15 protein-coding genes are annotated in these 13272 nt (G+C 58.9%); 12 read left to right on the top strand and 3 right to left on the bottom strand.

Annotated features, from left to right (window positions below; translation table 11 throughout):
- Positions 1-27: 27 nt before the first annotated feature.
- On the top strand, positions 28-936 hold the full coding sequence (locus QR290_RS14960; protein WP_102686231.1) for a LysR substrate-binding domain-containing protein: 909 nt from the start codon (positions 28-30) through the stop codon (positions 934-936).
- On the top strand, positions 933-1292 hold the full coding sequence (locus QR290_RS14955; protein ID WP_115077867.1) for an MmcQ/YjbR family DNA-binding protein: 360 nt from the start codon (positions 933-935) through the stop codon (positions 1290-1292). Before QR290_RS14960 ends, QR290_RS14955 begins: the two co-directional genes overlap by 4 nt.
- On the opposite strand, the gene QR290_RS14950 is transcribed toward QR290_RS14955, so the two are convergent.
- On the bottom strand, positions 1289-1717 hold the full coding sequence (locus tag QR290_RS14950) for a DUF1294 domain-containing protein (RefSeq protein ID WP_289202916.1): 429 nt from the start codon (positions 1715-1717) through the stop codon (positions 1289-1291). The two genes, QR290_RS14955 and QR290_RS14950, sit on opposite strands and share 4 nt — an antisense overlap.
- A complete protein-coding gene (locus QR290_RS14945; protein ID WP_045121839.1) occupies positions 1714-2544 on the bottom strand; it encodes an undecaprenyl-diphosphate phosphatase in 831 nt (276 codons plus the stop codon). Before QR290_RS14945 ends, QR290_RS14950 begins: the two co-directional genes overlap by 4 nt.
- Positions 2545-2848: 304 nt before the next feature.
- Between QR290_RS14945 and QR290_RS14940 the strand changes: the two genes are divergently transcribed.
- The 9 genes from QR290_RS14940 (at position 2849) to QR290_RS14900 (ending at position 11002) form a co-directional block, all read left to right on the top strand.
- The gene (locus QR290_RS14940) at positions 2849-4483 is read left to right on the top strand and encodes a methyl-accepting chemotaxis protein (RefSeq protein ID WP_289202915.1); all 1635 of its coding nucleotides are present in this window, start codon (positions 2849-2851) and stop codon (positions 4481-4483) included.
- Positions 4484-4565: 82 nt separating this feature from the next.
- Positions 4566-5129, top strand: coding sequence for a nicotinamide riboside transporter PnuC (gene pnuC / locus QR290_RS14935; RefSeq protein WP_115077863.1), 564 nt, complete (start codon positions 4566-4568; stop codon positions 5127-5129).
- The gene (locus QR290_RS14930) at positions 5126-5650 is read left to right on the top strand and encodes an AAA family ATPase (RefSeq protein ID WP_115077862.1); all 525 of its coding nucleotides are present in this window, start codon (positions 5126-5128) and stop codon (positions 5648-5650) included. The genes pnuC and QR290_RS14930 overlap by 4 nt, the downstream gene beginning before the upstream one ends.
- Positions 5651-6007: 357 nt before the next feature.
- Positions 6008-6457, top strand: a complete 450-nt coding sequence (locus tag QR290_RS14925; protein WP_115077861.1) for a hypothetical protein — start codon at positions 6008-6010, stop codon at positions 6455-6457.
- The gene (locus QR290_RS14920) at positions 6458-7030 is read left to right on the top strand and encodes an adhesin (RefSeq protein ID WP_115077860.1); all 573 of its coding nucleotides are present in this window, start codon (positions 6458-6460) and stop codon (positions 7028-7030) included.
- 71 nt (positions 7031-7101) lie between these two features.
- Positions 7102-8118: a heme utilization protein gene (locus tag QR290_RS14915; protein WP_115077859.1), complete on the top strand. Its 1017-nt coding sequence runs from the start codon at positions 7102-7104 to the stop codon at positions 8116-8118.
- A 63-nt stretch (positions 8119-8181) separates the two neighbouring features.
- Positions 8182-8862 carry a C39 family peptidase gene (locus QR290_RS14910; RefSeq protein WP_115077858.1) on the top strand — a complete coding sequence of 227 codons (681 nt, stop codon included), beginning with the start codon at positions 8182-8184 and terminating at the stop codon, positions 8860-8862.
- Positions 8863-8905: 43 nt separating this feature from the next.
- A complete protein-coding gene (locus QR290_RS14905; RefSeq protein ID WP_007957478.1) occupies positions 8906-9652 on the top strand; it encodes a hypothetical protein in 747 nt (248 codons plus the stop codon).
- A gap of 45 nt (positions 9653-9697) precedes the next feature.
- On the top strand, positions 9698-11002 hold the full coding sequence (locus QR290_RS14900) for a transporter (protein ID WP_115077857.1): 1305 nt from the start codon (positions 9698-9700) through the stop codon (positions 11000-11002).
- Positions 11003-11082: 80 nt separating this feature from the next.
- Here the strand turns inward: QR290_RS14900 and QR290_RS14895 are convergent, their stop codons facing one another.
- On the bottom strand, positions 11083-12408 hold the full coding sequence (locus tag QR290_RS14895; RefSeq protein WP_115077856.1) for a sigma-54 dependent transcriptional regulator: 1326 nt from the start codon (positions 12406-12408) through the stop codon (positions 11083-11085).
- A gap of 345 nt (positions 12409-12753) precedes the next feature.
- Here QR290_RS14895 and QR290_RS14890 point away from each other — a divergent pair, with 345 nt between their 5' ends.
- Positions 12754-13020 carry a hypothetical protein gene (locus tag QR290_RS14890; protein ID WP_085683766.1) on the top strand — a complete coding sequence of 89 codons (267 nt, stop codon included), beginning with the start codon at positions 12754-12756 and terminating at the stop codon, positions 13018-13020.
- The last annotated feature ends 252 nt before the right edge of the window (positions 13021-13272 follow it).

Raw genomic sequence — 13272 nt, 5'->3', positions numbered from 1 at the left:
CCACTGATAGAACAGTTGGATTTCCAGATGCAAGACCTCAACGATCTCTACTATTTCGCCAAAGTGGTCGAGGCCGGCGGATTCGCCGCCGCCGGCCGCTTGCTGGGCATTCCCAAGTCACGCCTTTCGCGACGCATCGCCGAGCTTGAAGAACGCCTCGGCGCACGTCTGCTGCAACGCACCACTCGCCAACTGAAGCTGACGGCGGTCGGCGAGCGCTATTTGCGCCACTGTCAGGCAATGCTGCTGGAAGCGGAAATGGCCGACGAGACCGTAGCCAGCATGTCCAGCGAGCCACGCGGACGCCTGCGGGTTTCCAGCCCGACCGGGCTGGCCCATGAAATGCTGCCGGTGGTGATCAGCAATTTCCTTGGCAAATATCCCCAGGTGCAACTGGAAGTTACCCTGATCAATCGTCGGGTCGATCTCATCACCGAAGGCATCGACGTCGCCCTGCGCGTGCGCGAACACGGCGATGAAGAACCGATGCTGGTGACCCGCCGCCTGCGTCAGGCGCAAATGGTGGTGGTGGCGAGCCCTTCCTTTATACAGGGAGTTGAAATCAATCATCCGCAAGACCTGAAGAACCTGCCGGTGCTGGGCGCCCTGGAGGCGGATCGCATGGTGCATGTGCGCCTGCTCGATCAGCACGGCAAGAGTTGCGACTTGGCATTGGAAGCCCGGCTGGGCATCGACGATTTCATCGTGCGCAAGGCCTGTGTGCTGGCCGGTCAGGGTTTCACCTTGCTGCCGATGATGTATTGCGAAGCAGAGCTGAACAACGGCACGCTGGTGCAATTGCTGCCGGACTGGTCATTGCCCGGCGGCTGGCTGCAAGCGGTGTATCCGCATCGGCGCGGGGTGATGCCGGCGGTGCGCGCATGGATCGATCATCTGGTCGAATCGTTCAATGCCTGTGGAGAACGGCTGTTATGAAACAAGGAAAGATGAGCGAAACGGACGTCGCAGAATTTTGCCTGGCCTTGCCCGGTGCCCGGGAAGACTACAAATGGGGTGGCGTGCGGGTGTTTTCGATTGCCGGCAACAAAATGTTTGCCTTGCAGGGGCTGCGGGGTGATTCGCTCGCGTTCAAGGTCGACAAAGATCTGTTTCTCGGTCATTGCGACCGGCCTGGCATTCACCCGGCGCCGTATCTGGCCCGGGCGCAATGGATCATCATGCACCCGCCCTACCCGCTAGGCGCCGAGGAACTGCAAGGATTGCTGCGGCGTTCCCATCAACTAGTGGTGAGCAAGCTGCCCAAGCGCGTGCAGGTCGGGCTGTTGCTTTAGAACAGTGCCAGCAGGTTCGAACCCAGGAACAACTGGTCGATCCAGAACACCTGATGCAACGCCACGATCATCCAGAACAGGATCTGAAACGACACCTTGCGCGTCTTGTGGCGGAAGACCTGTTGGGCGATCAACGCGCCCGGCCAGCCGCCGGCCAGTTCCACGGCGTGCAGGATATTCTCCGGTGTACGCCAGGCGTCGGCGCGCGCCTTGCGCTTGTCCGCCCAGTAGAGGAAAAACGCCAGCACGCTGACCAGCCCGTACGCCGTCAGCGGTACCAGGGAAATCCCGCGCAGCCACATCGACAGCGAGCCGGACAACGGCAACGCGCAGACGATCAGCAGCACCACCAGCTTCAGTTTCAAATGCTGGATATTGCCACCGGAAGGTCCGCGATCCGGGCGGCGTGCGCGGGAATCACTCATGGCTGGGCAGCCGTCCAGTCGATCCATCCGAATTGCCAGGTCGCCAGAATCACCAGACCGAAGACAATCCGATACCAGGCGAAGGCCGCGTAACTGTGGCTGCCGATGAACTTGAGCAGGCCGCGCACCGCGATCATCGCGAAGATGAACGCCGTGACGAAACCGATGGCAAACACCGGGAAGTCTGCCGGGACGAACAGGTCGCGATACTTGTAGCCCGAATACACCGCTGCACCGACCATGGTCGGCATCGCCAGGAAGAACGAGAACTCGGTGGCGGTCTTGCGCGACAGGCCGAACAACAGGCCGCCGATGATGGTCGAGCCGGAACGCGAAGTACCGGGGATCATCGCCAGACACTGGGCGAAGCCGATTTTCAGCGCATCCGTCCAGCGAATCTCGTCGACCGTTTCGGCGTGCACTTCATGCTGACGCTGCTCGGCCCACAACATCACGATCCCGCCCACCACCAGTGCGGCGGCCACGGTAATCGGGTTGAACAGGTAATGGTGGATCAGGTCGGCGAAGATCACGCCCAGCACCACGGCGGGCAGGAAGGCGATCAGCAGGTTGGCGGTGAATCGCCGCGCGCTCGGCTGGGTCGGCAAGCCGATGACCACGTCGAGGATCTTGCGCCGGAATTCCCAGACCACCGCGAGAATCGCGCCGAGCTGGATGATGATGTTGAACGCCATGGCCCGCTCGCCTCCGAAATCGAGCAAGTCGGCAACAATGATCTGGTGTCCGGTACTGGATATGGGCAAAAACTCCGTCAGCCCCTCTACAACTCCAAGAATCAATGCCTGCAAGGCCGTCCAAAGATCCATCAATCCCCCAAAGAGCGATGCCCGGCGGCATGCCCCGATAGTATTTTTTTACGTTCACTGCGTTCAGCGTAGCTGGTTCAAGCTGTACCGATTCCGCACGCACAGGATCCACACGAAACAGTCAAAATTCCGTGAAAAATCAATTTGGATTCAGGTTTTCACGCGCGGCGCCGAAATCCTAACAGACAAGCCGTAATAGCGCTGCCGCGTTATACGACTTGGGTCGCGTAGGCCCGGTCACCGAAACGTGGTTGGATGCTGGCGGTGGTTTATTACAAGAAAAAGAATCCGGAGTGACAGCGTTATGAACAGCTTGCGCAGTGTGTCGATCAGCCGACGCTTGTGGCTCATCTTGATCGTGGCAGTGGTCATGCTGCTGACGTTGGGCGTGTTGATGCTCAAGCAGATCCACGATGACCTTTACCACGCCAAGGCCCAGAAAACCCAGCATGTGGTGCAGACCGCCAGCGGTTTGCTGACTTACTATCAGGGCCTCGAAGCGGCAGGCACCCTGCCCCGCGACGTGGCGCAGAAACAGGCGCTGACCGCGATCCGTGGCCTGCGCTATGACCAGAACGATTACTTCTGGATCAACGACCTCACGCCCGTGATGGTCATGCACCCGACCAATCCCAAGCTTGAGGGCCAGAACCTCTCGGCAATCCGCGACCCGGACGGCTTTGCGGTGTTCAACGAAATGGTTGCCATCGCCAAGGCCAAGGGCGCCGGTATGGTCGACTATCGTTGGCCCAAGCCCGGCGCCAGTGAACCGGTGGCCAAGACCTCCTACGTGAAACTGTTCGAGCCGTGGGGCTGGGTCATCGGTTCGGGCGTGTACGTCGATGACGTGCAGGCCGAGTTCCAGGGCCAGGTAATCAAGGCGTCCGTCGTCGGGCTGGCCATCGCGGTGATCATGGCGCTGCTGGTGATCCTGATTGCCCGCAGCATCGTCCGTCCGTTGCAGGAAACCGTGAACGCCATGGCCAACATTGCCAGCGGCGAAAGCGATCTGACCCGCAGCCTCGACACCCACGGCCAGGACGAAGTCACTCAACTGGCCCATCACTTCAATGCCTTCACCGCCAAGCTGCGCCGGGTGATCGGTGACTTGCAGGTGTCCGCCAGCGCATTGGGCCAATCCTCCAGCGAACTGGGTAACGATGCGGCGCAAGCCCAGCAACGCAGCCAACAGCAGTCGCAGCAGATGGAGCTGGTGGCCACCGCCGTCAACGAAGTGACCTACGGCGTGCAGGACGTGGCGAAGAACGCCGAACACGCCGCCAGCGAAATGCGTGACGCAGAGGCCCAGGCCCAGCAAGGCCAGGTCAACATCGACGGCAGCCTGCAACAGATCGACAAACTCTCCGGCACCATCGATCAGGCCGTCGAAGTCATCCGCACGCTGGCGACCGAAAGCACGCAGATCGGCAGCGTGCTGGAGGTAATCCGCTCGATTGCCGAGCAGACCAACCTGCTCGCCTTGAACGCCGCGATTGAAGCGGCTCGCGCCGGCGAACAAGGTCGCGGGTTTGCGGTGGTGGCCGACGAAGTGCGTCTGCTCGCCCAACGCACGCAGAAGTCCACGGCGGAAATCCAGACGATGATCGAACGTCTGCAAAATCATTCCGAAGCCGCCGTGAAGGTGATCGGCGACAGCAGCAAGGCCTCGCAACTGACCATCGAACAGGCCGGACTGGCCAGTGCCAGCCTGAACGCCATCGGCCAGGCACTGCGCAACCTCAATGGCCTGAACGCCTCGATTGCCAGCGCAACGCTGCAGCAGGCGCATGTGGTCGAGGACATCAATCAGAACGTCACCCAGGCAGCGGGCTTGTCCCACAGCACCGCGCTGGCGGCCGAGCAGTCGAGCGTGGCCAGCGTGCGTCTCGGCGAACTAAGCGAGCAGTTGAACGGTTTACTGCGTCAGTTCCGCGTCTGATGCCCTTTCAGGTGGGAACTCGTTTCCCACCTGTTTTTCGGTACAATCCGCCCCCTCTTTTATTCCCCCCAAAGGATCCTGCATGTCCGGGCTTGAACTGTTTGCCGCCGCTCTCGGTGTGATCGCCGTGTGGCTCACGGTCAAACAGAATCCGTGGTGCTGGCCGATCGGGCTGGTCATGGTGTCGCTCTACACCTGGGTGTTCTTCGACGTGAAGCTGTATTCGGACATGCTGCTGCAGGTTGTGTATGCCGGGCTGCAAATCTATGGCTGGTGGCAATGGACGCGGGCCGGGACGATGCACGACGGACGCGAGGTCAGCCGGCTCGATACCCGCTCGATTGCGCAGGGGCTGGCCATTGGCGCGGCGGGCAGCCTGTTGCTGGGCGCGGCCATGGCTCACTGGACGGACGCGGCACAACCGTGGCTCGACGCCGCGCTGACCGGTTTCAGTCTTGTCGCGCAGTTCTGGATGGCCCACAAGCGCCTGCAATGCTGGGCGCTGTGGTTCGTGCTGGATGTGATCTTCGTCGGACTGTTTCTCTATAAAGGGCTGTACCTCACGGCGGCGCTGTATGCCCTGTTCACCCTGATCGCGGTGCAAGGCTGGCGCGAATGGCGTGCCGATCCGGCGTTGCAACGATGAAAGTAATCGTTCTGACCGGCCCCGAGTCCACGGGCAAGAGCTGGCTGGCGGCCGGGATTCAACAGCAGTTCGGCGGTTTGCGCGTGGACGAATATGTGCGCTGGTTCATCGAGCAGAACGCTCGCGATACGTGCCTCGCCGACATCCCGGAAATCGCTCGCGGTCAGTTGCAATGGGAAGACGCAGCACGCGCGCAGCAACCGCGACTGCTGATTCTCGATACGCATCTGTTGAGCAACATCCTGTGGAGCCAGACCCTGTTCGGCGACTGCCCGTCCTGGCTGCAAACCGAGTTGCTGGCGCGTCATTACGACCTGCATTTACTGCTCTCCCCCGAACAGATCGAGTGGACCGACGATGGTCAGCGCTGCCAACCCGACCTGGACGAACGGCTCGCGTTCTATGAGGCCACCCGGATCTGGCTGCAAACCCATCACCAGCCATTGCAGATCATTCAAGGCAACTGGGCCGAGCGCCGGCAGCAAGCCTTCGATGCGGTTCGCGCCCTGCTCGCGGACTGACCCGGTTTTCGGGGCGTTTGCCCCGACGTCTCCCCCTGTTTTGGTGCCAAAGTGTCCGTTCCTGAAACACTCCTGCAGGTGCAAAGGGCCTGTCTCAAGGCCCTTCATCCCTTTGTCATGCGACTTGTTACGCAACTGAAACACCTGCGCGCAAACCCTTGTTCCAGAGCTTTGCAATGGCTTTGTGGGGTTGCGAAGCCCCTGGGTTGTTTCAACGTTGAAACAGTATTTGTATCAGCCCTGCGCCCATTCAATCCAACTTGCTGAAATACAAAGATATTTCAAAAGCGGCACAGCTTTCGCTCTCTCCTTCACAACGCTGACCAGGCCCAGCCCACTGAAGAAGGAATTGCCGCCGTGGGAAATATCAACAAAGCCTTTACCTGCCTTCTACTGATTGGATCAGCCGCCAGCCCGTTTCTCAGTTTCAACGTTCAGGCCGAAGGCAATGGCGTGATCGTGCTCAATCGTGACGTCCAGCCGATCCCGATCGGCCGAAGCGGCGGCAAAGACCCCTATCCGACCACCGTCAACGCCAACCCTTCGGGCCGAATCGATCAAGCGATGACCAGCACCGAACTCAACGACGGTGAATTTGCCAGTGTAGCCAGCGGCTCTTCAATTCGCGGCAGCATCACTACCCCGACCTCGAACATCCCCGGCATGAACACCGTGACCAACCCGAATGGCTTGCCTGGTATGGGAGGCGGTCACGGCGGCGGCGCCGGCAGCTCGATCTCCAATACCGTCAACCGTGCGATGAGTTCCGGTCTTGCTCCGCTGACCCGCATGGCTGGAGGCCAATAAATGAATCGTTCTCTGCTCCTGCTCGCCCTTCTCGGCTGCACCAGCGTCATGGCCGACCCCAGTTCCGTGAACAACGCGAACATTCAGGACACCGGCATCCAGTATCGCGGCAACTACAACGTCAACCAGGCGGCCGGCGACCAGATGCAACAGACCAACACTAAAGCCATCGCCATTGGCACCAATGCCAGCGCGACCACCAGTGTCATCCAGCACATCAACACGCCCGCCGACCGCACCGGCAATGCCAGCGCCACCATCGGCGGCAACTCTTTCACCAATGGCAACGGGATCCTGGGCGTGAACCAGGGCGCCGGGGCCAACAACCAGATGGCCAACGTTACGCGCGTCAGCATCAGTGCTGCCCCGCAGAGCGTTGACGATAGCGCCCTTTCCCAACAGAACGTGGCGTTGTTACCGAGCTCAGGAGCAACTGGTACCTCACCCGGCAGTCGCCAGGTCACGACAAGTGATCAGGCCTTCACCGGCAGCCGAGGGGTAATCCAGGTGAACCAGAGTGCCGGGGTGGGGAACCGAATGGCTAACACCCTGAGCATCCGGGTCGCAGACTGACCCAAACAAAAAGCAGTGCAATTAGAAAGTACCAACACTTAACCAACTAATAAGCACGACGGAGAAACACCATGAAACCTACAATGGCCCTCAAACCACTGGTTTTCGCACTCGCAGCAGTGATGGCAATCGCAGCACAGGCAGGCGGTCGTGATGATGATCACGGTCATGGTAACGGGCACGGCAACGGTCATGGCAACCATGAACCAAAAGGCCCAACCCTGGAACAACTGCTGCAAATCGGCGCTGGTGCCGGGGCCGCAGTGCTCGACACGCAAAACAGCGATGGCAACCTGGTCGGCAACCAAGGCACCAAAAATGATGCCTCCGTCCGCGACTCGGCCAACGGCACCAACGGCAACGTTGGCATGAACAACACCGCCGGCGATGGCAACCAGCAAGACAATGCCGCCGCTCTGGCAACTGCCGACGAAAGCTTCATCTTCGGCTCTGCGGTGTCGGTTTCCAGCGCGACTCAAGTCAACAACAACAACGCTGTTGCAAACTACTCCACCACCAACAACGCCAACCTCAACAACGTGGGTAACGGCGGTTCCGGCAACATTGGCGTGAACAACAGTGCCGGCAACTTCAACCAACAGAAAAACAACCTGGCAATTGCTGTATCGGGTGGTCGTGTAGCTAACGCCGCTGCTGCTGCGAACCAAAGCTCCACTGGCCTGACTGTGTCCAACTACGGCACTCAAACCTGGAAAAAAGATACCCTCACCGGCACTGTTGCCGCCGTCGGCGTGTTCGGCGCCGTGGGTGAAGCTACCATCAAAGATGACGATCACGGTCACGGCGGTGGCGGTTATGGCAACAACGATCGTGGCCACGGCGGAAACGGCGGCGGCAAAGATCAAAAAGCCACCTTCGAAGCAGTGGGTGTCTTCGGTCTGGCAGGTGTGACCACTCAACAAGTGATGACCCCTGATGGCTGGAAAAACCCTGTGACCAACAACGCTTCCATCTCCAATGTTGGTAACAACTTCTCGGGTAACGCTGGTTACAACAACGCCGCTGGTGTTGGCAACCAACAAAGCAACTCGCTGTCCATCGCCGCAGGTTGCAAAGCCTGCATGTAATCGCGATCGAAACGAAAGCCCCGGAAACGGGGCTTTTCCTCAGTCCGCAAAGGCGTATCGATCATGCGTAAGACTGCCCTCCTCGCTGTGCTTTGCTTCTGTGGCCTGACCCAGGCTGCCCAGATGCCCGTTGCTGCCTTGCCTGGCGGCACGCTTGTCTACAAGAACGTGCAAAGCATTCGTGAGCGCAAGTTTGCCGACATCGTCGAACAGAAAACCGACTTCAGTTGCGGCGCCGCCGCACTGGCCACGGTATTGCGCCAGGCTTATTGGCTCGACGTCGATGAGGAGCACATCATCAAAGGCATGCTGGTCAATGCAGACCAGGACCTTGTCCGTACTCAGGGTTTCTCCATGCTGGACATGAAGCGCTACATAGAAAGCATCGGCATGCGCGCCAGAGGCTACAAGATTCCCCGGGAAAAACTCGACGCAGTCACGATCCCGGTGGTGGTACTGATGGAAATTCGCGGCTACAAGCATTTCGTGGTGATGCAGCGGGCGGACAAGGATTGGGTTTACATCGGAGACCCGGTTTTAGGACACAAACGCTACTCCCATGATGACTTTGTCAAAGGTTGGAACGGCATTGTCTTTGCCATCGTCGGCCCCGGATACGACAAGGCCAATGCCTTGCGCAGCCCTCCGGTACCGCTGACGGCCAAGAACAAGCTGGATGGATTCAACCCGGTCAAAGATGCTGAATTGATGGACTTCGGGTTCATACAGAGCGACTTCTTTTAATCGCCGATTACAAGAGTGGGGCTGGATGTCCCGGGAGCAGCAGATGAAAACCTCATACTGGCTGGCCGCCGCCTGCCTGGCAGCGAGCGCATCAGGCTATGCCAATGCAGGATTCAAACCCATTGAAATCAAGGACCAGGAACTCGCTGAGCTACGCGGTCGCTATGTCATGCCGGGCCGGATAATCAGCTTCGGTGTCGTCATGAGCAGTACCTGGCGCAACGCCAGTGGAGATCTGATCGGGGCCTCGGCCACGATGCAATTGCAGGCCGCTTCGGTCAAACCTGAATTCTATGTCTCGACCATCAAGGAACACGGCAATGGCAGTACCCCGGAACTGGGGACTGGCTCGGTCGTGGGTGGCGCGGGACTCAACTCCAGCCAGGGCGTGACGCAGAGTGTGCGCGCCGCTGGCGACGGCAACTCCGCCTACAACAACGTTGCGATCAACGTCAAAGAAGCCAGTCAGGCACCTGCACTGATGCCTGCCCAGGGTCAGGCCTTGATGGCCGGCCAGACCATATCCGGCAGCAACGGTGCCGGCAGCGTCGCAGTTTCGGCCACAAATGGCGGTGTGCAAATGGCCATTCAGGCCTCCGGCAATCAGGGTACAGCCTTGCAACAGGTCGCCCAGGGCGGACTGCTGCAAAACACCCGCTTGCTGGGTAACGCAAACGTAGTCAACAACCTGACACAACTCAACGTTGTCCTTAACAATAACGGCATGAGTGCCGGCGCACTGGACTGCAACCTGACTCAACTCAGGGCACTACGCAATATCGGATATTGAACTACGCTGAGTCTCGATCATTGGGCTTAAAGGGACGGCTTATTCATGTATCGATCAGTATCACTGCGTGCCGCTGTATGTTTGAGTACTCTACTACCTGCGGCGATGCTGCAAGCAGCACCCGACGCAGATGTGGAAGCCCTGAAACAGGAACTTTTGGAGCTTAAACAACGATACGAAGTACAACAGAAAGCCCTGGCGGTGCTCGAACAACGGGTCCGCCAGGTCGAAGACCAACCCGCTTCCCCTCCCCCAAAACGCCTGGCCAAATCGCCTTCGGACATGAAAGGCAACCGGGTCGCCACCGGCACCGGGGCTGCAGCAGCGTCGGGGGGCGCAGCTGGGGGTAGTGGCGCATCTTATGGCCAGTCGCTGGCCGATGATTCGCAACCGGCACAGAGTGTGTCCAACCTGTACGACGAAGCCAGCGGCTTCTTTGGCGGCGGCAAGTTCAGCTTTGAAACCGGCGTGACCTATTCACGCTACGACACCCGTCAACTGATCCTCAACGGCTTCCTCGCCCTGGACTCGATCTTTCTGGGCAACATCAACCTCGACCGGATCAAGGCCGATACCTGGACCCTCGACCTGACGGGACGCTACAACTTTGACAACCGTTGGCAGTTCGACCTGAACGTGCCAGTGGTCTACCGTGAGTCGACCTATCAGTCCGGCGGCGGCAACGGAGGCGCCTCCAACGTCACCACCGAACAGGACGTCAGTCGCGACCCGACTATCGGCGACGTCAACTTCGGCATCGCCTACAAGTTCCTGGACGAGTCGGTCAACACCCCGGACGCCGTGGTTTCCTTGCGGGTCAAGGCGCCAACGGGCAAGGATCCATTCGGGATCAAGCTGCGCCAGACCGATGCCAACTCGAACCTGTTCGTGCCTGACACCCTGCCCACCGGCAACGGCGTCTGGTCGATCACCCCGGGCATCTCGCTGGTCAAGACGTTTGACCCGGCCGTGTTGTTCGGCAGTCTGTCCTACACCCATAACTTCGAGGAATCGTTCGACGACATCAGTTCGACCGTCAACCAGAAAAACCCGGGCAAGGTACGCATCGGCGACAGCTTCCAGATTGGCGCAGGTGTTGCCTTTGCACTGAACGAGAAGATGAGTATGTCGTTCTCCGTCTCTGACCTGGTGCAACGCAAGAGCAAGCTGAAACAGGATGGCGGGGATTGGGAATCGGTGGTGTCCAGCGACGCCAACGCCGGTTACTTCAACGTCGGCATGACCATCGCGGCCACCGACAACCTGACCATCGTGCCCAACCTGTCCATCGGCATGACGGACGATGCTCCGGACTTCTCCTTCAGTCTGAAATTCCCGTACTACTTCTAACTGCCACACATGAAAAGGCCCGCTGCGACTTGCATCGCAGCGGGCCTTTTCAGCTTCCCGCGGCCGGGAAGCGCCGCGCCCTAGCGGATCTGGTGCTTGTGCAGCAAACGGTAGAAAGTCGGCCGGGAAACCCCCAGCACTTTGGCGGCAACGCTGAGATTGTCGCTGTGCCGGTTCAATACATCGCACAACGCCTGGCGTTCGGCGCGGGTCTTGTAATCTTCAAGCGTACCCATCGGTGCCGCGATCGACTGCTGGCTGATCAGCCCCAGGTCACGCGCCTCGATCTGTCGCCCTTCGGCCAGCACCAGACCTCGGCGCACACGGTTGGCCAACTCCCGGACATTGCCCGGCCAGTCATGCTTGCCCATGGCGATCAGCGCGTCTTCACTGAAGCTGCGCGGGCGACGGCCGGTTTCGTGGCTGTAGAAATGGGAGAAATGGTTGGCCAGCATCGACAGGTCGCCGTGACGATCGCGTAACGGCGCGGTCACCACCTGCAGCACATTGAGCCGGTAGTACAAGTCCTCACGAAAACGCTTTTTCTCGATGGCAGCTTCAAGGTCGACGTGAGTCGCCGCCAATACCCGCACATCCACCGGGATCGGTTGACTGCCGCCGACCCGTTCAATGTGTTTTTCCTGAAGGAAACGCAGCAGATTGGCTTGCAGCTCCAGCGGCAGATCGCCGATTTCATCGAGAAACAACGTGCCGCCGTTAGCGGCTTCGATTCGGCCGACCTTGCGCTGATGGGCGCCAGTGAACGCGCCTTTCTCATGGCCGAACAGTTCGGACTGGATCAAATGCTCGGGAATCGCACCGCAGTTGATCGCCACGAAGGGTTTGCTGTGGCGTTGCGACTGTCGGTGCAGAGTGCGGGCGACGAGCTCTTTACCGGTCCCGCTTTCGCCGCGAATAAGCACTGGCGACTCGGTGGGCGCCAGTTTGCTCAACAGTTTGCGCAGCTCGCGGATCGGTTTGCTGTCGCCCAGCAGCTCATGTTCGGGCTGATCGACGTGAATCGTGCCCTGACCGCGCAGGCGTGCCATGCCGAACGCCCGGCCGAGGGTGACTTGCACCCGTGACACGTCGAACGGCAACGTATGGAAATCGAAAAACCACTCGCAGACGAAATCGCCGACATTCTGCAAGCGCAACACTTCCTGATTCAATACGGCGATCCATTCGGTCCCGCTGCGGCTGATCAGCTCTTTGACGGCTTCGGGACGTTCCAGATGAAAAGGCTGCAACCGCAACAGTCCGACATCACAACTTCGGTCGGCGGCATTTTCCAGGCTGCAACTGTCGACGTCCCAACCCACGGCACGTAAACCCGGCAACAATCGGTGACAATCGTCGCAGGGGTCGACGACCAATAAACGTCTTAAGGCAGGCGCTTCATTCATGACTGTTCCTTGGCGCCAAATTTAAGGAAATGATCGTAAAAACAGTCATTTGGCAAACCTGACTGTTACATTAGCAAGAATTTGACGGCGTCTTGTATCGATTGCTTATAGGTGTACAAGTGAAGCAGTTATAAGAAGCCGCTTTATTAGTTAGCTATCGACTTGAATCTTTCGCCAGGCTTTCAAAACCTGTCTGAATATTGAGTGTATGAAAGAAAGTCGAAATTTCTTCAGATTCTGTGTGACCCGCCAGCGGGTTGCGTGCATCAGTACAAGTAACTCGCCGCACGGTAAGCCCAACCGACGGCCGATCACTTGATTGGGCACTAATAGAGAGAAGACCCCATGACCGCCCCGCTCCGTATCAACGAAGCTCTTTTGATTGCCAACCGCGCATTTAAACCTTTTCAATGCGTCGCCTGGGCCCCACAAGATGGCAATGGCGAACTGAGCCTGACCGTTATCGACCGGACCAATTCCCACATCGGTCGCACCCAGATCCCGAGCAGCGCCTACTCCGATCCGGCGCAACTAGAACACCTGCTGCAACAGGCCCGCGCCGAACTGAGCGAAGAAGGTTATGCGTTGCAATCCTGGTCGATGCCACACTGATATTTGCGGGCAATGCGGATGACGTTCAAGTCATCCGCCCTCTTCTGTTAGTTGCGTATTCCCTTTCCAGCTTCAGTCTTTTTGTACAACTTTCCTCAATACTTTCGCGCCTCGATACTTGGCAGGCTTGCGACTGGTTCAAAAAGACACTGTTCTGGCACAGTGCGACCCTCCACCTGTTAGTTCTGTCAGTTGTACTTACGCGTATTCAGGGATTGAATGTTTCGCTCATGCAGTTACCCGTTCCGCCTC

Source organism: Pseudomonas fluorescens (assembly GCF_030344995.1).
GTDB classification, from domain to species: domain Bacteria; phylum Pseudomonadota; class Gammaproteobacteria; order Pseudomonadales; family Pseudomonadaceae; genus Aquipseudomonas; species Aquipseudomonas fluorescens_BF.
The sequence above is the reverse complement of the archived record's forward strand: the minus strand, read 5'-3'. Positions and strand labels throughout refer to the sequence as shown.

Excerpts from the sequence above, each read along its gene's own strand:
- QR290_RS14940 (WP_289202915.1), top strand. The coding sequence starts at position 2,849 with ATGAACAGCTTGCGCAGTGTGTCGATCAGCCGACGCTTGTGGCTCATC.
- QR290_RS14920 (WP_115077860.1), top strand. The coding sequence starts at position 6,458 with ATGAATCGTTCTCTGCTCCTGCTCGCCCTTCTCGGCTGCACCAGCGTC.
- QR290_RS14890 (WP_085683766.1), top strand. The coding sequence starts at position 12,754 with ATGACCGCCCCGCTCCGTATCAACGAAGCTCTTTTGATTGCCAACCGC.
- QR290_RS14955 (WP_115077867.1), top strand. The coding sequence starts at position 933 with ATGAAACAAGGAAAGATGAGCGAAACGGACGTCGCAGAATTTTGCCTG.
- QR290_RS14895 (WP_115077856.1), bottom strand. The coding sequence starts at position 12,408 with ATGAATGAAGCGCCTGCCTTAAGACGTTTATTGGTCGTCGACCCCTGC.
- QR290_RS14905 (WP_007957478.1), top strand. The coding sequence starts at position 8,906 with ATGAAAACCTCATACTGGCTGGCCGCCGCCTGCCTGGCAGCGAGCGCA.
- QR290_RS14960 (WP_102686231.1), top strand. The coding sequence starts at position 28 with ATGCAAGACCTCAACGATCTCTACTATTTCGCCAAAGTGGTCGAGGCC.
- QR290_RS14945 (WP_045121839.1), bottom strand. The coding sequence starts at position 2,544 with ATGGATCTTTGGACGGCCTTGCAGGCATTGATTCTTGGAGTTGTAGAG.
- QR290_RS14950 (WP_289202916.1), bottom strand. The coding sequence starts at position 1,717 with ATGAGTGATTCCCGCGCACGCCGCCCGGATCGCGGACCTTCCGGTGGC.
- QR290_RS14930 (WP_115077862.1), top strand. The coding sequence starts at position 5,126 with ATGAAAGTAATCGTTCTGACCGGCCCCGAGTCCACGGGCAAGAGCTGG.
- QR290_RS14900 (WP_115077857.1), top strand. The coding sequence starts at position 9,698 with ATGTATCGATCAGTATCACTGCGTGCCGCTGTATGTTTGAGTACTCTA.
- QR290_RS14915 (WP_115077859.1), top strand. The coding sequence starts at position 7,102 with ATGAAACCTACAATGGCCCTCAAACCACTGGTTTTCGCACTCGCAGCA.
- pnuC (WP_115077863.1), top strand. The coding sequence starts at position 4,566 with ATGTCCGGGCTTGAACTGTTTGCCGCCGCTCTCGGTGTGATCGCCGTG.
- QR290_RS14910 (WP_115077858.1), top strand. The coding sequence starts at position 8,182 with ATGCGTAAGACTGCCCTCCTCGCTGTGCTTTGCTTCTGTGGCCTGACC.